Here is an 18,263-nt window from a genome sequence, read left to right on the forward strand (position 1 = left end):
CCCGGGGCCGGGCCCCCCCCGGGGGGGGGGGGGGGGGGGAACAAACAAGGGGGGGGGAAAAAAGTAACCACCAAAAACCACCACACAAAACCAAAAACCAGTAGGGTTAAAAAGGGACTGTTCATTTTTATTAATTATACTAATAATAAATTATTTGCCGCAGAGCCAAAGGCAAGGCTGGCTGTCTGCGGAGGCAGAGGTGGCGGTAGGACGCTTATCGGTGTCTATTAGGAAATTTTGAATAATCTCCTTTGCCTCAGCTTCACTCTTAGCCTGAGCAATGGCATTAGAAAAAGCAGCCATTTTTTTGTCTAATTGACGCTCCAGATAAGTAGTCCAACCCAGCAAAATGGCACTGGTGACTAAAACCATAACTAAGGCATATTTTAAACCTTGTACTGCGTTCATGAGATGATTAGATAATTATTCAGAAACCTTAACTGTTGCATTCACCGTGGCTACGTCACTAAACAAAGGATGCTTTGCTTGGGTATCGTATAGGCCTATCAAAAGCCCTCCTGCTATCAATCCCGCTACAAAAGCAAATATCGTTTGTCTATAAATAAAAGATACTGGTTGATTCATTATAAATGTTTAATCAGCTGTATCTTAATTATAACCTGTTTTTGCTGCCGATTTAGTAACTTTTCATCTGGAATGTGGATAACTAAACTCCCACTAGACCAAGCCAGATTCCGACGCCGTTTACGCTGGTCTGGACTTCATAGTCAACTTCCACTTCGAGGCTGGTTTTAACCTGGTTGATAAAGGTCTTTTTGCGGTCCACAATGATGGTCAATACGTTGGCCAAATTTTCATCGGCGGTTGTGTAATACAAATCAACTAGCTGCCCCACCTGAAAACCGCTTTTCTTGCGCAAATCCTGAATGGCACGCTCTAATTCTCGCGCTAAGCCTTCATTCTTTAATTCCGGCGTAATTTCCAAGTTCAAACCAACGCTCAATTTTCCTTCAGATTTAACTGCCCAGTTGCTGCGCTCAACAACTTCGGCGCTGGTGACCTTTTTTACATTCAGCTCCTCCGCCAAAATAGCTTCGAGGGACGAGTCCAAAGCCTGACCTTCTTCGCCAAAACTATACTGCAATTCTCCCAGTGGTTGACGGACCTTTAGATTCTGCTCCTTGCGCAAGGACAAGCCGAGCTCAACCAGGCTGCGCATCGCTTCCATTTCTTCCAGAACGCTCTCCCTGTAATCGCGCACCTCGCTCCACTTGGCCAAGTGCACAGATTTTTCTCCTGTTAGATCCCTATAAATTTGTTCGGAAATGTACGGCATGATCGGGGCAAGCATTTTAGAGATTTCCACTAGAGTAAAGCCAAGCACAGACAAAGCTGCCTTGGAGTCTTCATTACCGGCCTTCATGCGATCGCGGCTGCGTCGAACGAACCAAGTAGAAAGCTCTGTTACCAAGTCGCTCAAAGCGCGCCCCGTCTTGGTAGTGTTATAGCGGTCCATTTGTTCGGTAACTTCTTTGTGCGCGGCGGCCAACTTAGTGAGCATCCACACATCCATGCTGTGAGTTACATTTGGAATTTCTGTACTGACTTTGTCCTGGCTGTACATGCGGAAAAATTTAAAGGTATTCCACAAAATTAAACTCAGCTTGCGGTTTACTTCCGAAACCCCCGTCTCGGAGAAGCTTAAATCCTCTCCGGCAACCACCGGGCTGTTAACTAGATAGAACCGAATCGGATCCATGCCATAGCGTTCAATCAGTTCGTACGGATCCGGGAAGTTGTTCTTGGATTTGCTCATCTTGCTACCGTCTTCAGCCAGAATCGTACCGGTAGTTACCACATTCTTAAATGGAGCTTTATCGAACAATATCGTACTCATCACATGCATCACATAAAACCACGCGCGCGTCTGAGGAATGTATTCTGCCACAAAGTCAGCCGGCATGCGCTGTTCAAACAATGCCTGGTTCTCGAAGGGAGCGTGAAGCTCCGCAAAGGGCATGCTGGCAGATTCCACCCAGCAATCCACCACTTCCGGAATGCGTGTCATTGTCGCTGCGCCCCACAGGGCTAGGTGCCGCTGATTCGCACTTAGCGCACTTCAGCTTTACTTTATCGATATAGGGCTTATGCAGATCCAAAGCATTCAAATCATTCGGGTCATAATTTGGATAAACTTCATCGAAGTTAACTGACCGCTCCTGCAATTCGGCGATTGAGCCAACACAAACTACGTTATCGCAGCTTTCTGAATCGCATTTCCAAAACGGCAGCGCGGTAGCCCAATAGCGATTGCGCGAAATATTCCAGTCCGGCGCATTGGTAATGCCTTGGGCAAAGCGGCCTTCTTTTAAGTGCTCCGGATACCAGCTCACATTCTGGTTCAGCTCAAGCAAGCGCGGCTTCACCTTCTGGATATTAATGAACCATGCAGACAATGCGGAATAATACAAAGGAGTGCCGCATCTCCAGCAGTGCGGATAGCTGTGGGTAAAGTTGAGCAGTTTGTAAACCAAGCCTTTTTCGCCAAGCTCTGCCAGTACAATCTTATCTGCATCTTTAAAGAATTTGCCCTGCAAAGACATTGGGGCAGTGTCTAAAAATTCACCCTTATTGTCGAGCATTTGCTGGCGGGGCAAGTTGCGGTTCTTGGCAGCTACGTAATCTACTTCTCCGTACATCGCTGCATTATGAACGATGCCCGTACCGTCTTCTACGGTCACATAGTCTTCAATGTAAATCTTCCAGGCGGTGTTGTCCGGATTCTGAATGACGTTGGCGTACAACGGTTCATAAGACAACCCTTCCAGCGAACGGCTGGACACTTCCATCTTTACTTCGTACTCGCCTTCTAAAATTTCCAAACGGTCTTTAGCTAAAATGTAATTTTGGTTGTTTTGTTCTACCACTACGTAAGTTATGTCGGGACCGATATTCAGCGCCGTGTTGCCGGGCAATGTCCAAGGAGTTGTCGTCCAAGCCAAAGCGAAAGTATTGTCGTTGGTTAAGAAGTCGACGATGCGCTGGCCGGGGGTCAGTTTGAACTTAACAAACACTGATGTTTCGGTAACATCCTGGTAGCTGTTATCCATCGCAACTTCAAAGTTAGACAGCGGGGTTTCGCAGCGGCTGCAGTACAAAAGCACTTTATTGTCTTCGTAGATCAAGCCTTTATCCCAGGTTTGTTTAAGAGCCCACCACACGCTTTCCATAAAAGTGGTGTCCATGGTCTTATAGGAATTTTCAAAATCCACCCAGCGCGCCATGCGCTCTACCATCTGGCCCCAGTCGGCAACGTAAGTGAGTACGTTTTCGCGGCAGGCGGCATTAAACTTATCTACGCCGATTTCTTCGATCTGCTTTTTGCCGGAAATCTGCAGCTTTTTCTCAACGATATTTTCGATCGGCAAACCATGGCAATCCCAACCCCACACGCGACGCACATATTTGCCTTTCATAGTTTGGTAGCGTCCGAACACATCTTTTACCGTGGAGCCCAAAATGTGGCCATAGTGAGGTTGGCCAGTTGCAAATGGCGGACCATCATAAAAAATAAACGGTTCACCGTCTTTAGTCTGTTCTAGCGACTGCTCGAACATGCTTTGCTCTTTCCAGTATTTTAAAACTTCCAGCTCCTGCTGGTTAAAATCCAAAGCGGTTCCTTTATGTTGTTCTGTATTTTCGTTCATAATTTTTACATTTGTTCCGGCGCCTGAATACCAAGCAAGCCTAGTCCGTTTTTTAATACTTGAGCGGTTGCCATTATTAAGTGCAGTCTGAAGCTCTGAATATTCTTATCTTCTTCCTTCAAGATTGGAGAAGCTTCATAAAAGGTATTGAAGTCTTGAGAGAGCTCGAAGAGATAGTTGCACAATAAGTTAGGAGTATAATTTTGCGCTGTCATTTCGACTACTTCTGGGAACTGATTAAGTTTGCGCAAAACCGCAGAATCTTCTACAGATATATTTTTAATTTCAAACTCCTGGGAATCTCTAATGCCTGCTTTGCGCAAAATCCCATTAATGCGCGCATGGGTGTATTGCAAATAAGGTCCAGTATTGCCTTCAAAACTGAGGGCTTTATCCCAAGTGAATACGATATCGCTCTTATAATTATGGGAAAGATCAAAATACTTTATTGCCCCTTGCATAACTACCTTGGCTGCAGATGCCTTATCTTCCAGTCCTGGATTCTTCTCTTCGATAATTGCCAAGGCTTGCTCCTGAGCTTTTTGAATAAGTTCGTTAGCGCCGATGATGGTTCCCTTGCGGGTACTCATCGCGCCTTCCGGCAAGCTGAGGAAACCGTAGGCAATATGAATAGCTTCGCTCGGGCTTTCTATAACCCCCAATAGTTCGAGGATTTTAAAAGTCTGGTTGAGCGTATGGCTCTGGCGGTTATCAACTACGTAAATTTGCTTCTCAAAGCCTTGCTGCTTTCTATATATATAAGTAGCCAAATCGCGCAGCAAATAAGTAGTGCCGCTGTCCGATTTTACGAGCACAGCCACACCCAATTTATGATCCTCTAAATCGACAATCTGAGCGCCTTGGGATTCTTGCAATAACCCTGCGGTCTTTAAGCGGTCTAAGACATCCTGCATTTTGTCGGCAAAAAAGCTCTCCGGCCAGTCATTGTCGCTTTTACGCACGCCCAGGTCATCATAAATAATGCTGTATTCTTGCCAACTCCAGTCGCGGAATTGCTGCCAGATCTTTTTAACCTCTTCATCACCCTGCTCTAACTTTACAAACTCCTGCTTGCCTTCTTCGCGCAATTCCGGATTAGCTTCAATTTCGGAATTAATTTTTACGTATAGTTTATTAAGTTCGGTAATCGGGTCTTTTTCAATTACAGACAGGTCTCCCCACTTCTTGTAAGCTAGAAGCAACAAACCGAATTGAGTCCCCCAATCACCTAAGTGCGTATCGGATTCCACGTTAAAGCCGGTAAACTTTAGAAGCTTAAACAGCGAGTCGCCGATAATCGCCGTTCGCAAATGTCCTAAGTGAAGAGGCTTAGCCATATTCGGCTGAAAATATTCCACCAAAACCTTTTGGTTGGCGCCAATTTCCGATTTTCCAAAATCATCTTTGGTTTGCAGAATGGTTTTTAAGTTTGCAGTTAAGTATTCTTCGCTGAGAGTGAAGTTTATAAATCCCCCAGCATTCTCTATCTTAGAAAAGTCTGTGCGCGGTCCAGGTCTTTAGCCTTGGCTGCGATCGCGGCTGCAAATTCAGCCGGGTTCGACGCAGGGGCGACATTAAATTTCTTATACAGCACCATAGCCGCGTTGGTAGCGTAGTCTCCAAAGCCGGCTTTTGGAGTAGAGACATCAAATAATGTAGAGGAACCCAAAACCTCCCCAGATTCCTGAGGGCTAATTTGCTGAATTGCTTCGGAAATCAATTGGGAAATATACGCTTTCATAGGGTTTATTATACTGGATATAGCCGCTTTTTTAAAGCGAAATTTTAACTGATTCCTCTGTATTTTTCGGTTTTCTTGCTAAAATTAAGCTATGAAATCCTTAGCAGTCAACAAACGGGCTCGTTTCGACTACGACATCAAAGACACCTTTGATGCCGGTTTAGTATTGGAAGGACGAGAAGTTAAGTCTGCTAAAACAGGCAATGTTTCTCTTACGGGCAGCTATTTAAAAGTTAATGCCAAAGGAGCTACTTTAGTCGGCGCTCATATCGGTGCTTATAAATACGCACCTGTAGAAGACTATGACCCCACGCAAGAGCGCCAAGTATTACTGAACAAAAAAGAACTCAACCAGTTACTTGGAAAAGATAAAGGCAGTATTATTGTTCCTTTAGAAATTTATATCGGACCACGCAATTTAATTAAACTCAAAATCGGCGTTGGGTTTGGACGCAAGAAACAAGATAAAAGAGAATATATTAAAACTCGTGATGCTAAGCGCGAAGCCAACAGCAACACTGATCGTTAGCTTAAAATATTAAAAACAGCTCAGGAAACTCCGCTTTGGTCTTTTAAAAAATTTTAACAGGATTTGAACCATCCTGTTTTATAATGAAAATATGAAACTCAAGTTCAATCGAGACATTATTTATATAACCATTATCGTAGCGTTAGTGGCGGGGCTGGCTCAGCTCTATTTTTCCTTAAACTTCCAGCCGGCGTGGGAAGATCATAGAGCCCGAGAAGTTAAGGTTTACTACAGCAAAGAAGTTGCCGCTAATGAACTTCTCATCGACCAAATCCTGAACGCCAAAAAGTACGTACACTTCAGCATCTACACATTTACCATGCCCGACATCAAAGACGCTCTCATCGCCGCAAAGTACCGGGGCCTGGAAGTGAAAGGAATTATCGACAAGGAACAGACTGATAAAATCGATGCGCAGAAAGCCATCGTCAAAGAGCTGCGGGCTGCAGGAATTCCTATTGGTTTTCAGGATCACAGCGCAATCATGCACTTGAAAGTTCTAGTAACAGACCAGTCGTATGTTTCTGGTTCATATAACTGGACAGCCAGTGCGACGGACAAGAACGACGAAGTTATAGAAGTGAGCCGCGACCCAGAGCTGCGCATCCAATACCAAAAATTGTTAAATAAAATGTTTGCGCTTTATCCCCCGCAGCTGTAACGCTTAGTATACGCAATCCGTTATACTAAATGTGATATAATTTTTTATATGGAATCTTTAACTCTCACCGACTTATTCTTCTGGTTAACGGGCCTGGCAGTAATATTAATTACTGCTTTGTTAACTGTGGCGCTGGTATACTTGATCTCTTTCCTGCGCACTATTAGGCTAGTTGCCAGACAAGCACAGCGTGCTACTCAGCTTGTCTCCGAGGACTTAGTCGAGCTGAAAAAAAATATCAAAGACCAAGGTTTTAGCATAAAGTCATTAATTAAATTTCTGTTTGGTTTAAAGACCAAGCAAAATAAAAGGAAGTAATTATGAAAAAGTCACAAAAGAAGGCAGTCGCTGTCGGGGCAGGTTTAGCCGCTGTGGCCGCAGCAGCCGCAGGGGTATATTTTTTAACCGGTAAGAATGCTAAGAACCGCAAAAAGCTAGCGAAGTGGGCCGGCGATATGCAAAATGATGTAGTTCGCGAGCTCAACAAAGCGGGCAAACATACCAAGGCTAGCTACCACAAAGTAGTTGATACGGTTGCTAAGAATTACAAAGGCATCAAAAATGTAAGCACTGCCGAACTGGCAGAAGCAGCAGCAGAATTAAAAGGCCATTGGGAATCCATTAGCAAGGAAGTTGGTAATGCGGCTAAAGTAGTAAAAAAAGCCCTCCCAGCCAAGAAAGCAGTCAAGGCCGTAAAGGCAACAGTCAAAAAAGCAGCCAAAAAGGCTACAAAAAAGACCACTAAAAAAGCCAAATAACAGCTTAAAACCTCACCAAACCCCGCCTAAGCGGGGTTTTTGAATTTCTTGACCATAACTGATATATTTGGTATAGTAATCAGATTCAACACCAAGGAGGACATGCAATGTCATGAAAAAAGAAGTCAATATAATTGACGCTGCCATCATAGATATTGCCTGCAAAAATCCCGACATATCGGAAATCGATGGAGTCAGATTCTGGAATATTCCTGAACCTGAACAATTGATACTCGAGCAATTGGGAAATAGCAGCGATATCCAGCAAATCCGAGAACGGATAAAGAAGCTTAAGACAGGGAGGTTGATCCTGACAAAATCAACTGGCAACGGAAAAAAGTATAAGCGGTTAAGCATAAACGAACAGTTCTTTGTTCGTATTAACGGCTATGCTCCGGCAGTCCAGGCGAGCAAACCTGAAGTAAAGGTGGACTCGCCGTCAGAACTCCCGGCATCGGTTCCAACCGTTCCCGTACAGCCATCGGTCCTTGTTCCCCGTCCTAACATTCGAGGTAAGAGCAAACTTATCTACGTGGCCGTAGATTTTGAGAATATCCTCTACTCCGAACGTCAGTACGAGACAAGGGTTTCTTTTTACCGCCTTAAAGAATACATTCGAACTTTCGGAGCCATTCGGCAAGCGCAGATCTTTTTTCCGCTCCACTATTTGGACCGCAACAAAAGCCGCGAGGTTACATACCTCACAAGCACGCGCGGCGGCGGTTGGCAAGTAGTTATCTGCGGACAGTCCACTAAAGACAAGGATCAGGTCGATTTCCATATCGCCCAAAGCGTTAGGGATCAATGTTACCATGACCCGGATCTGGACATCTGGATAATTTCCCAAGATTCGGACTTCGTGTCTTTGGTGGAACAGTCTAAAGATCGCGGCTTGAATAATATCAAGCTTTTGGATCCATTCACTATTCCGTTCTTGCTCGGGGGAGAACCGCGGGGCACCTCCCAAAAAATGAGCCGCGCTTTTTCTATGGTCAGCAACGAGATTGACCGTATTGGAGAAATCCCCCATGACAACGAAAGTGCCGCAGCAAAACTCATCCGCTACTCGGCAGGGTTCGTACTGCTCAACTCTAACTCCGACAACTATCCTCATTTGGATTCTTTGTACAACGACCTTAAATTGTTCTTAGAGAAGAATTGTCCGGGCGAATTCAACTCCGACCCAGGCATCTATAAGACGATAATAAAGGTGTTTAAGGACAAGGGTATAGTTGCCCGAGTTGGCAAGGCAGATGATGGCAAAATCATTGTTAACCCGAGCCATCCTCAACTTACCAAGCTGGCACCGCCTCATTTTGTCGGCGCACTGTCAGCGATAAGCGGCAACGGCCACCACGAAGTTGCCGTGGCATAAAGATTTAAACCTCAGTTTTCACTGAGGTTTTTTTAATCTTCCGGGTACATTATGTCTACGAACTCAGCTGCTTTCGCATGGTAATTATGGTACAACCGCATATTCTCCGAATGCTTTAACCCGTTAAGCATCATGCCTATTCGTTCGTTTTGCATATACTTATCTTCTGTCGGAAACTCTTTATAAAACTGTTTGATATGTTCGATAGTAATCCGTTCTTTCAGCTGTTGCGGCATTAGCAATCGGCCAGTGGTCATATACCCAAGGATCTGAAAGAGCATTTCGTCCTGATGAACTGTGTGCCACACCTGCTCGACCGAAGTGCGGTCGGCGTTATAATCCGGCAGAATACTTAACTGAGCATCGGGGTTTAAAGATTTAAAAACATTATAAAGCTTGCCGCCAATTTCTATTTGCTTAACTACCTCGGCGTTAACGCGCGCATTCATATTGGCTGCGTGGCGAGTTTCATTGTAATCCTTTAAAATGCTTTCTGCTTGGTCCAAAGAATCTGCAAAGTCTAGGCGCTGCAACGTCCAAGGTAGTAAATCTTTCTCATTCTCCTGCCGCTCCGTTTGCTGTTCGGCCCTAACAGCTCCCTTCTGGGAGTAAGGAATTACAGTTTTACCCTCGCTGCTTCTAAAGACCGGTTCGGGCATTTGAAAACCGCTATCCTTCTTTAAAAATTCATTTTGATCGGGATGAGATCCGCCTTCGCTTAACATAATTACAATATTTAATTGCATTTTAAGAATACCATAATTGCTCGGGCAAATAAAAAAGACTCGAGTGAGTCTTTAGTTATTTTTGGCGGGAATAAAATCCGCGGAATCAAAGCGGCCGTTGATAATACGGCCATCTAGAGCTCTCTCGACTACGTATTGGCCATGCGCATCTTTAATAAAGATGCGAGGCGAATGAGGGGTGCACGGATGGGCCGGCTTGATTTGATCGACAAAGAATTGCTGTTCCTCCATAAAAGGAGGGTATTCCCTGCTGCGAGATTCTCTCGGACGCAAGATTACAGGATCACCAATGGAAAGGTGAGATGTCCCAAGTTCAACTTCCAGTTTCTGCATGACTAACCTCCTAGGGTGTTTTTCCTATTATATAGCAATGTTTTGATCTTGACAAATCGGCTATTTTACCGTAAAATACTGTGGCTGGGGATGCCGGATTTCGACAGGACTTCGACATCGCTCTATATGCAAGACGAGCCAGCTTGCAAGCTCGTAAATCTTACAAGCAACCATAAGTGTAAACTCATGGAACAAGGTCGTTACCGCATTTAAAAATGCGCAACTTGCACCTGCGTTCGCTTAACATTTAGGCAAACGCCTGGTCCTCTGCCCCGCTCTGGGCAGAGATCCGCCAGATTATTTTGAGCTATAGTGTTGTTGTCCGATATATGCAATAACACCGAAATTTTATATATCGACCATTAGCTTAGTTGTTCGTTGTAAGGCTAGTGGTAACTTAAACGAACTAATCTTGTGAACAATGGAACGGTGAAAAAGACTTGGACGCGGGTTTAACTCCCGCCATCTCCACCAACCTAAAAACCCTCTTGTTGATGAGGTGTTTTTTGTTTATATTTGACACGATGTCAATAAACGATATATTATCAGGCATAAGCTCCGGCTTAGTTTTTAGATACTACAAATCTTAGGAGTGAGTATGAAACAACTTAATTTACAAGGGCCTATCTTTTTAGTTAGGCACGCCGCTTACGCTAACGGCCCCAATCCGGGCTTATCGGAGTGTGGCAAAGAACAGTCTTTAAGGCTTGCTAAAAAGATAAAGAGGAGTATTAACGAAGCGGGTTGCGAGATCACGATCTGGTCCTCCTCCGCAAACCGCGCAGTAGAAACAGCCCAGATTATCAGGCAGGAAATGCAACTTGCCGAAATGATCGTGGAAGAAAAATTGTGGAGCGATAATTCTCACCGTGAGGATTTCGAATGGCTTAAGCAAAAACTTGAAGGCCACAAAGGCGGTGTTTTGATTATCGTGTCCCATTTTGAATACGTCAGGCTATTTCCCGCTGAGATCGGCTTCAAATGTAATAGTGCTGGCTATGCCGAGGGAGTTAAAATCGAAAATGGCAATTGCGTTGATTTCTAGAATATCAAGTACAGTATTTAGACAATCCCCAGAGACCACATCAGGGGATTTTTTATTCCCCAAATTTATCATCCCATACATCTACATGATCTCTTCATACGGGTGTTTAAGGTTTTTTGAGATGGTGTCCGCCAGTAAACTAGCCACCAGCTAAACGCTGGTGGCTTTTATCTTTGCCTGCCGTAGCAGGCATCTAACACTTAGAAGAGCTTTGGCAGTTCTATCTGATGATGTTCTTGGTTCTGAACATAACGCTTAACTATTGCTTCATCAATGCCTACAGTGGATACAAAGTAGCCTCTGGCCCAAAGAGCTCCTTTAGGAAACCGCTTAGTCTTCTTCTTGAGCCAGGCACTTGATTTAGACTTAAGAACTGCCAAAGCATAGGCAACAGAATACTTGGGTGGTATTCCAATGTAGAGATGAATATGATCATCGCCAATGTGCCAAGCAGACATTTCCCAGCTTTTCCACTTGCAGATGGCCAGAAATATTCTTTTGAGTTCAGCTTTGGTATACTTGTCTTGCAATGCCTTGTTTCGATACCTTGGAGTCCAAACCACATGGTAGAAACAACGGTAAGTGCTATGTTCAAGTTGGTACAATCTTCGACTTGAAACCATTTTTAAAATCACCTCCTTTCTTGCTTGAGGTGATTTTATTGTAGCGTGCTTTTGCCGAGAGCTACGCTTTCAAACGCACACCCCAGCTAAAGCTGGGGGTTTAGATGGGTAAAGAAAAACACCCTTGCGGGTGTTTTAATATTGTATAAATTAGGGACTAGAAATTTAATACTCCTGCCAATCTTTCTGCTAGAACTTGGATCTGGGAATATGCTTTGTCGAAGGTATTGGCTAGGACTGCATGAGCTGGATTGTACCCCCAAGAGGTTAGAATCTGCATAGAAGGAATACCAACTAATGCTCCGACAGAGATAATCTGCAAGGTGCCAGAATTGTTGATCAAAGTACCGGCAAGATGTGCTTGTTCTGAAGTGGAGAGGTTTGGGGCAGTTTCCATAAAAGAAACATCTCCATAAATAGCATTTCCAAACGAGAAGCCCAAAGCTTTAAATACAGCGCTAGAAGTAAATCCAGCCTTCTTGCCACCCGTAATAAGGTAACAGGTACCTTTGTCCGAACCTCTGTCCGAGCAAGCAATCGATCCGTCCCGAACGGGGATAAAGCTACCAATTTCTAAAGCTAAATCGGCGTTATTAGCTGGAACGACATTCGTCCATGTATTAAACCCATAAGATAAATAAGCTCCGGCAGAAGTATACGGCCTGCGCTTGCCATCGCGTGTGAGCGTGTAAATCGTTCCGTCTGAAGTAATGATGTTAGTCCCAAGCGCATGAGGCTGTTCGACGGGTGCAGGATGACTGCCGTCTCCTGTCCAATTTCCACTCGCTGCCGCGGCCACCTCACCAAACAAGCCAAAAACTGAAAATGAATCGGTTTCGCACGTCACGGTATTGGCATTTGTATCTACCGTGCAAGGAGCCAACGATGTCCATACCCCGCCACTGTAATGCCAGATTTCCAAAGAAGACTCATCAATACCATTTAGGTCATCTTCATCGTAGGTAACAGTAATTTCGATAGGCTCGTCAAAGCCGGGGGCAACTCCAGTGTTAACATCGTAAATATTCTTTAGATCGAACACCAAGTTGCTTGCGGTCTTACCTGTTGGAATTCCTGTGCCATTAAGACCGTCTGCTGGATCAATTAATTTAATTTGGTAGAACAGGTTATCTGCCGTTGCTCCTGCAGGAATATTCAACAGAATAGTGTTTCCGCCATTTGTTAACTGAGCAGTACCTCCTGTAGATGCATCTATGGCAGTGGTTTCATCTGCTAGGATTTCGGCCGAACCAACACAACCATCTGTTGTAAATGTTGCGTTAGGGCTGGTAGTCGAAACAGATGAAGAATCTACAGAGACCACACTATAATGGTACGTGGTACATGCTATTAATGACGAAATAGTTTTTGAATGAGACAACACTCTGGGAGAAGTGTCGGTAACAGGAGCAGTAACAGTATGGGTTGAGGTTAATCCGTAAGTCATTCCTGTAGAAGCCAGTTTGTTAGTAGTCCAGGTAATTACTGCGCTTGTTGTAGATGGCGTTGCAACGACCGAACTAATAATTGGCCCTGTTGTATCAATAACCAAGGCTTTATTAGCAGCCAGATTAGTGGCTGGAGTAAAGTTCACCATTGGGTTTCCGTCCAGATCCGCGATGGTGCCAGAAATTGACCTAACTGTTAAATCCGAACTTAAATCACCGGCTTGCACAGTGTAATCACAAGTTCCAGTAGTATTAGAAGTAACAGTAAAAGTACAAGTTCGATCCGTAGCACCTGTCTCAAGGGTTACAGTAACGTTACCGGTCGAAGACACGGCTTTGGAAAACACGACATCAATGTCGATTACTTCCCCGACACTGTACGTGCCGTCAGACTTACTAGAAGATATGGAGGCAATGATAGGAGCGGAAGTGTCTAAGGTTATTGCTTTGTCGAAATGAACTGCCCAGTTGTACAAGGTATTACCGTGCAGAGAAGGAGTGCTGTCTGTATCACGCAAGTTACCGCGAGCAGACCCTGCTACGGAAGCTCCCGGCTGAGACCCCGGGGTACCCGTGTACGCGTATCTCAGTCGCTGGTTTGACCCAGTAGGAGTGCCAGACAAAGTTATCTTGACCGTATCACCATCTAAAATTTCTACTGAGCTGATCGTAGCCGAAGAAGTTGAGTCATAGTATTCAAAACCATAATTAGCTTTAGCACTTACTATGGTCGTATCAAAAGCTAACTCACCTCCTGGGACATGAAAGTTGGCCAGTATGACGTTGCCAGTACGAACGATAGAATCTGGACTTAACGGCCGCCAGTCTTGGTGATCAATCAAAACTTTTTTCATTACCTTGCCGTAATACTCGCCCAACCATCGATAACTTGCTGCGGTTAAATGCGCTGAGTCAGAATAGTTTAAGAAGTATTTTGGACCGACCAATATAATTTCGTCTGGATTATTCTCCGAGGCGGATAATTGAGCGATGGGAATACCCGAAGTAGCGGCGTTATATCCTGTATGGGAACTCATTTGGTCGGTAAATAATGGGATATCACCAGATTGACCAGTAATAGCCTTAACATCAGTTTCATAATCATTCTGCCACTGTACCAAATATGACTCATAAGCAGCACTATTCCCTGCCAAATGGTCTGATTCACCGTGAATAGTAGTTACTCCCACAACTCGGGCAACCCGCCCTAAAGCCGTAGCGGCATTTTTTACGTTCGTTACCTGAGTCATACCAGTACTATAAGGACCTGTTCCCTTCTTTAAACCAGAATAAGCAGTCCCACCCACGCCATGACGAGTGACTACTGACTGATAATTTCCACCCGGAGATAAAGAAGTAAGCGTGTTCGCTAAGGCACTGCTCATAGTTTCTACTCCGCTCTCAACCAAGTTGACAAGGGACGCCCCATTTAGCATTAGATTACTATATGGCTGAGTAGTCGATAGCGCCGGTGCGCCATTAGTGCCTGTAGAAAGACTTTGACCTGTAGAAAGAATGTGATTTAAATAATCAACCTCGTCTATTTGTACAGTGGCACTGCTTAAAACTGGAGTACCGATCGCTGGCGAGTTGTTTGCAGTAGGTGTGACCTCAAATTTGATGTATTTGTTTAGATCATCAGAAGTAATTGTGTAATTTTGGCTAGTAGCGCCGGAAATTGCTGAATAACTCCCTCCAACAGTGTCGGCTCTAAGCCAACGGAAAGAAGTGCTTCCTTCGGTGTCGCCATTAGGATCGGCAAAGGTATAAGAGCCCACTAATAATTCGCCTACAGTTGGCGTGCCAGTAATGGTAACAGATACAGCCGAAGGAGCCTGAGGGGTGGCAGACAGCGGCGTTGCTGTGGCAACTGCTGAGGTATCGCTGGAGCCGTTTGTATTAATGGCAGACACCCTAAAGTTGTATGAGGCGCCATTTGTTAAACCGGTAACAGTAGCTGTGCTTTCGTTCGAAGTGCCATCATTAAAGGTTGCCCATGAGGAGTCAGAAGCTAGTTTATATTCAACTAGGTAATCTGTAATTGGCGAACCGTTGTCGCTTGGAACCGACCAAACCAATTACACTGCACCATCCCCTGCATCTGCTTGGGTAATAGATGGTACACCAGGGCCAGCAGCCGGTTCAGTAACAGTTATGCTTCGAAAGGTCGTTGTTACTCCCGCGGAATAATTCTGCAACCACACCGGAGCGTTGGTAAAAGTTCCCCATGCTTGAGTACCTGCCGGAGTCTGTGAATCATTAAAATAAACTTCGGCTCCACCCTCTTGCAAAACCACTAGCTTCAGAGTTAAATCCGTATCGGCAGTACAACTAATTCCAGTCAAACTTGTTACTCCAGCCGAAGAGCCGTTGTTCCATGAATATAATTGCCACGCACCAGCATTCTTCGTGACAATATAGCTTGTTCCCGCGTTAATGATATCCATGTCACCATAACCAAACTCAAAACTATTGCCAGAAGTACAATGAGAGGCTCGCATCACCACTGTAATTTCAATATCACCGTCGGTCCGGTCAAAAGTATCGTCAGATTCAACGCCATTAGTACCCCAATTATCGTTGCCGGTTACTGTCAGCCCGTTGTTCTGTTGGACATTTCCTGCAGAACCACCTATCCCATTGACGGCAGAATCAGTTTCATTCCACTTATCAGTGTCAATTATTGTGCCACTAAAGTCATCGGACAATGCGTAACTGTTGGGGGTTGCTGTAATCGAGGAAGAAAAAACACCTGTACCGACCGAGTTAACGGCCGCGACTTTAAAATTATAGCTTTGCCCGTCGACCAAGCCAGATACAAACGCTGACGTAGAGGTAGACGTACCGTCGTTAAAAGTCATCCAAGTGGTTGGTTCGCTTGAGAGCTTATACTGCACAATATAGTCAGAAATTGCAGCACCACCATTGGACAGTGGGGTATCCCAATCCAAGCCAACTTGCCCACTAGAACCAGTGTCGGCTGTGAGAGCCTGGGGAGCCGAAGGGGCAGACAAGGCCGGAGTTGCCGATTCCGCGCCAGAGGCAGTCCCAGTCCCGATGGAATTAACAGCTGAAACCCTAAAATCATAGCTTAGATCATTTGTTAAACCTGTTACGGTTGCAGAGGTAGTAGTGGACGTACCATCGTTAAAAGTCGTCCAAGTGGTTGGTTCACTAGTCAGCTTATACTCGACCAGGTAGTCTGTAATTGCCGCGCCTCCATTACTTCCAGGGGCAGTCCATGATAATACTACTTGACCTGAACTTGGGCTGGCGGTTAATCCTGTTGGCGCATCAGGCGCAGCTGGATCGGATACATCCACAATAACACTATATACAGAAGTGGTCGTAGTGGAACTATACGAAGTGGTCAAAAAATGGCCAGTCGAAAAGGTTCCCAAGCTTATAGAGTTTACGCCGCCAGCCAAGAGATCGGTATCTTCTCCTGCATCTTCAAAATCATTATCCTCGTTGGAATCTTGATACAGCTGAAAAGTGACGCCTTGCGTTGGATTCACGGTCATAACAGAACGATAGCGCCGGTTAGCTACTATGGATACTCCAGTGCTAAGCAATGATTCCCAATTACCGCCATCCAAACCGTAAGCTAAGAAGAAGTAACCACTTGAATGACTCAAAATAAAATAATTATTAGATGTCACGGCATCTAAAGTGGTGTTGGAACCATAAACCATAGGGGCAGCAAAAGTGCCGATATTACTAAAGGAAAACTCTGTGGTTATTACTGGCGAATCCTCCCTGCTGTACTGTTCTTGACTTACCAGCCTAGCTCCCCCCCAGGTGTTATTCCCAGTAGTGGTTAATTTATTATTCTGCTGTACCAAGCCGGACGTCCCCCCTGCTCCGGCTGTATCTACTTCAATCCACTTATCGGTATTAATGGTGGTGCCTAGAAAATTATCTGATAGGGCGTAATTGGTGGGAGTGGCTGTCACGCTAGAAGAATTTGCTCCCGTTCCAACCTCGTTGACTGCAGCAACGCGAAAATTATAACTCACACCATTAGTTAAACCTGTTACTGTGGCAGCTAATGTTGTTGAAGTGCCATCATTAAGAGTGATCCATGTGCTAGGCTCGCTATTTAATTTATACTGCACTATATAATCGGTAATCGCGCTGCCGCCGTTGGTTAAGGGTGAAGACCAAGTCAGGCTTGCCTGACCATCTACTCCTGTACTTGCTGCCAGACTCAAAGGGGCAGAAGGCACGGAAAGCGCTGGGGTCGCAGAGTCGGGCTCCGATGAATCCCCAGTCCCCACCAGATTGGTAGCCGAGATTCTGAAGTCGTAACTCAAACCATTGGTTAAGCCTGTAACAATGGTGGCGGTTGTAGTAGAGGTCCCGTCGTTAAAAGTGGTCCATGTAGTGGGCTCGCTAGACAACTTATACTCCACTAAATAATCTGTGATCGCCGATCCTCCATTATCAGCTGGTGCGGACCATGTCAAAGCCACCTCTCCGGCTCCCGGAGTCGCAGACAAATTTGTTGGAGCATCTGGCTCCACGGCATCTACTCCCTGAGTAACGGACAAGTTATCTATGGTAATAGTAGAAGTGTCATACTGCATTATTTGAATAGTATGATTGTTGAAACTATTCGGCGCCTGTCCAGCAGTCAGACTCCCGTTTGGCGTTGGGCTGTTATTTAAATATACATCAACCCCTCCTGCTTGCTTAATAACCATGCGCACATGAATCGGTGTTCCATTAGTGCAAGTCACACCTGTCACATCTGCAGAGGTATTAAAAGACCAAAGCTTAAAGGCACCACTTAATCGGTTAAGTAAAATGGTGTTATTTTGCAAGGTGCCGTTAACCCAGCTCCCGTAGGTTAAACCACCGGTGGTAGCCGCGCAGTTGCTTAAAGTCCAATCCGCCTCTATATTAATGTCGCCCTGGCTGCGGTCAAAGGTACTTACTGATTTTATGCCGTTCGAATTCCATGCGTTATTTCCTACCACAGTCAAAGATCCGTTCTGTTGAACATTACCAGCAGAGCCTCCATTACCAGCCCCTTGGTTTTCGTATTCCATCCATTTGTCTGTATCAATAGTAGTGCCAGAAAAATCATCCTCTAACAAAACAGCAGCCTTAGCCTGATTGTTTAAAGATGGTTGCGTGAAGAAACCTGAAAATACAGCTATGCACAGCAACACCGCGACAGATGTTCGTAGTATTTGTGGCAAATTTTCTATTTATTTTTGTTTCTTATGATTCCGAATAATGCTTAGATTCGTGCCAGCATCCTCAGAACAAACAAAGTGTATATCTGGCTTAATTATAACATAATATTTGGATTTTGTAAATACTAATAT

The 18,263-nt window shown here is 44.9% G+C and carries 17 protein-coding genes and 1 other RNA gene; 7 read left to right on the top strand and 11 right to left on the bottom strand.

The annotated features are described in order from the left end of the window. Positions 1–150: 150 nt before the first annotated feature. The 6 genes from IPM19_03595 to IPM19_03620 all read right to left on the bottom strand — a co-directional run bounded on the left by IPM19_03595 (position 151) and on the right by IPM19_03620 (position 5,409). Positions 151–408: a hypothetical protein gene (locus tag IPM19_03595; GenBank protein ID QQS22689.1), complete on the bottom strand. Its 258-nt coding sequence runs from the start codon at positions 406–408 to the stop codon at positions 151–153. 15 nt (positions 409–423) lie between these two features. Next, on the bottom strand, positions 424–585 hold the full coding sequence (locus IPM19_03600) for a hypothetical protein (GenBank protein QQS22690.1): 162 nt from the start codon (positions 583–585) through the stop codon (positions 424–426). A gap of 82 nt (positions 586–667) precedes the next feature. Continuing rightward, positions 668–2,029, bottom strand: coding sequence for a class I tRNA ligase family protein (locus IPM19_03605; GenBank protein QQS22691.1), 1,362 nt, complete (start codon positions 2,027–2,029; stop codon positions 668–670). Continuing rightward, complete coding sequence (locus IPM19_03610; protein ID QQS22692.1) at positions 1,932–3,668, bottom strand: class I tRNA ligase family protein; 1,737 nt, start codon at positions 3,666–3,668, stop codon at positions 1,932–1,934. The genes IPM19_03605 and IPM19_03610 overlap by 98 nt, the downstream gene beginning before the upstream one ends. 5 nt (positions 3,669–3,673) lie before the next feature. Further along, positions 3,674–5,155 (bottom strand): arginine--tRNA ligase, encoded by a 1,482-nt coding sequence (gene argS, locus IPM19_03615; GenBank protein QQS23422.1) that lies wholly within the window; start codon positions 5,153–5,155, stop codon positions 3,674–3,676. Then, positions 5,152–5,409 (bottom strand): hypothetical protein, encoded by a 258-nt coding sequence (locus tag IPM19_03620; protein QQS22693.1) that lies wholly within the window; start codon positions 5,407–5,409, stop codon positions 5,152–5,154. Before IPM19_03620 ends, argS begins: the two co-directional genes overlap by 4 nt. A gap of 91 nt (positions 5,410–5,500) precedes the next feature. On the opposite strand from IPM19_03620, the gene smpB reads away from it, so the two are divergent. The 5 genes from smpB to IPM19_03645 all read left to right on the top strand — a co-directional run bounded on the left by smpB (position 5,501) and on the right by IPM19_03645 (position 8,732). Then, positions 5,501–5,938: an SsrA-binding protein SmpB gene (smpB, locus tag IPM19_03625; protein QQS22694.1), complete on the top strand. Its 438-nt coding sequence runs from the start codon at positions 5,501–5,503 to the stop codon at positions 5,936–5,938. Between the two features lie 91 nt (positions 5,939–6,029). After that, positions 6,030–6,599 carry a phospholipase D family protein gene (locus IPM19_03630; GenBank protein ID QQS22695.1) on the top strand — a complete coding sequence of 190 codons (570 nt, stop codon included), beginning with the start codon at positions 6,030–6,032 and terminating at the stop codon, positions 6,597–6,599. Positions 6,600–6,647: 48 nt separating this feature from the next. Beyond that, the gene (locus IPM19_03635; GenBank protein ID QQS22696.1) at positions 6,648–6,917 is read left to right on the top strand and encodes a hypothetical protein; all 270 of its coding nucleotides are present in this window, start codon (positions 6,648–6,650) and stop codon (positions 6,915–6,917) included. Positions 6,918–6,919: 2 nt separating this feature from the next. Continuing rightward, positions 6,920–7,357 carry a hypothetical protein gene (locus tag IPM19_03640; GenBank protein ID QQS22697.1) on the top strand — a complete coding sequence of 146 codons (438 nt, stop codon included), beginning with the start codon at positions 6,920–6,922 and terminating at the stop codon, positions 7,355–7,357. Between the two features lie 112 nt (positions 7,358–7,469). Next, entirely contained in the window at positions 7,470–8,732 is a 1,263-nt protein-coding gene (locus IPM19_03645) for an NYN domain-containing protein (GenBank protein ID QQS22698.1), read from the top strand. 32 nt (positions 8,733–8,764) lie between these two features. Here the strand turns inward: IPM19_03645 and IPM19_03650 are convergent, their stop codons facing one another. Further along, positions 8,765–9,478 (bottom strand): hypothetical protein, encoded by a 714-nt coding sequence (locus tag IPM19_03650; protein QQS22699.1) that lies wholly within the window; start codon positions 9,476–9,478, stop codon positions 8,765–8,767. A 51-nt stretch (positions 9,479–9,529) separates the two neighbouring features. Then, positions 9,530–9,811 (bottom strand): hypothetical protein, encoded by a 282-nt coding sequence (locus tag IPM19_03655; GenBank protein ID QQS22700.1) that lies wholly within the window; start codon positions 9,809–9,811, stop codon positions 9,530–9,532. 86 nt (positions 9,812–9,897) lie between these two features. On the opposite strand from IPM19_03655, the gene ssrA reads away from it, so the two are divergent. Next, positions 9,898–10,285: a transfer-messenger RNA gene (gene ssrA / locus IPM19_03660) on the top strand. 124 nt (positions 10,286–10,409) lie between these two features. Beyond that, complete coding sequence (locus IPM19_03665) at positions 10,410–10,856, top strand: histidine phosphatase family protein (protein QQS22701.1); 447 nt, start codon at positions 10,410–10,412, stop codon at positions 10,854–10,856. A gap of 200 nt (positions 10,857–11,056) precedes the next feature. On the opposite strand, the gene tnpA is transcribed toward IPM19_03665, so the two are convergent. From tnpA to IPM19_03680, 3 genes are all read right to left on the bottom strand, one after another. After that, positions 11,057–11,479, bottom strand: coding sequence for an IS200/IS605 family transposase (tnpA, locus tag IPM19_03670; protein ID QQS22702.1), 423 nt, complete (start codon positions 11,477–11,479; stop codon positions 11,057–11,059). Between the two features lie 157 nt (positions 11,480–11,636). Next, positions 11,637–15,005, bottom strand: coding sequence for a fibronectin type III domain-containing protein (locus tag IPM19_03675; protein ID QQS22703.1), 3,369 nt, complete (start codon positions 15,003–15,005; stop codon positions 11,637–11,639). Further along, entirely contained in the window at positions 15,006–18,134 is a 3,129-nt protein-coding gene (locus IPM19_03680; protein QQS22704.1) for a fibronectin type III domain-containing protein, read from the bottom strand. Positions 18,135–18,263 lie beyond the last annotated feature (129 nt).

Source organism: bacterium (assembly GCA_016699995.1).
Taxonomy (GTDB): domain Bacteria; phylum Patescibacteriota; class Doudnabacteria; order UBA920; family UBA920; genus UBA920.

Bases quoted from the DNA above. Each gene is read 5' to 3' on its own strand.
- IPM19_03595 (QQS22689.1), bottom strand. From the start codon at position 408: ATGAACGCAGTACAAGGTTTAAAATATGCCTTAGTTATGGTTTTAGTC.
- IPM19_03600 (QQS22690.1), bottom strand. From the start codon at position 585: ATGAATCAACCAGTATCTTTTATTTATAGACAAACGATATTTGCTTTT.
- IPM19_03605 (QQS22691.1), bottom strand. From the start codon at position 2,029: ATGACACGCATTCCGGAAGTGGTGGATTGCTGGGTGGAATCTGCCAGC.
- IPM19_03610 (QQS22692.1), bottom strand. From the start codon at position 3,668: ATGAACGAAAATACAGAACAACATAAAGGAACCGCTTTGGATTTTAAC.
- IPM19_03620 (QQS22693.1), bottom strand. From the start codon at position 5,409: ATGAAAGCGTATATTTCCCAATTGATTTCCGAAGCAATTCAGCAAATT.
- smpB (QQS22694.1), top strand. From the start codon at position 5,501: ATGAAATCCTTAGCAGTCAACAAACGGGCTCGTTTCGACTACGACATC.
- IPM19_03630 (QQS22695.1), top strand. From the start codon at position 6,030: ATGAAACTCAAGTTCAATCGAGACATTATTTATATAACCATTATCGTA.
- IPM19_03635 (QQS22696.1), top strand. From the start codon at position 6,648: ATGGAATCTTTAACTCTCACCGACTTATTCTTCTGGTTAACGGGCCTG.
- IPM19_03640 (QQS22697.1), top strand. From the start codon at position 6,920: ATGAAAAAGTCACAAAAGAAGGCAGTCGCTGTCGGGGCAGGTTTAGCC.
- IPM19_03645 (QQS22698.1), top strand. From the start codon at position 7,470: ATGAAAAAAGAAGTCAATATAATTGACGCTGCCATCATAGATATTGCC.
- IPM19_03650 (QQS22699.1), bottom strand. From the start codon at position 9,478: ATGCAATTAAATATTGTAATTATGTTAAGCGAAGGCGGATCTCATCCC.
- IPM19_03655 (QQS22700.1), bottom strand. From the start codon at position 9,811: ATGCAGAAACTGGAAGTTGAACTTGGGACATCTCACCTTTCCATTGGT.
- IPM19_03665 (QQS22701.1), top strand. From the start codon at position 10,410: ATGAAACAACTTAATTTACAAGGGCCTATCTTTTTAGTTAGGCACGCC.
- tnpA (QQS22702.1), bottom strand. From the start codon at position 11,479: ATGGTTTCAAGTCGAAGATTGTACCAACTTGAACATAGCACTTACCGT.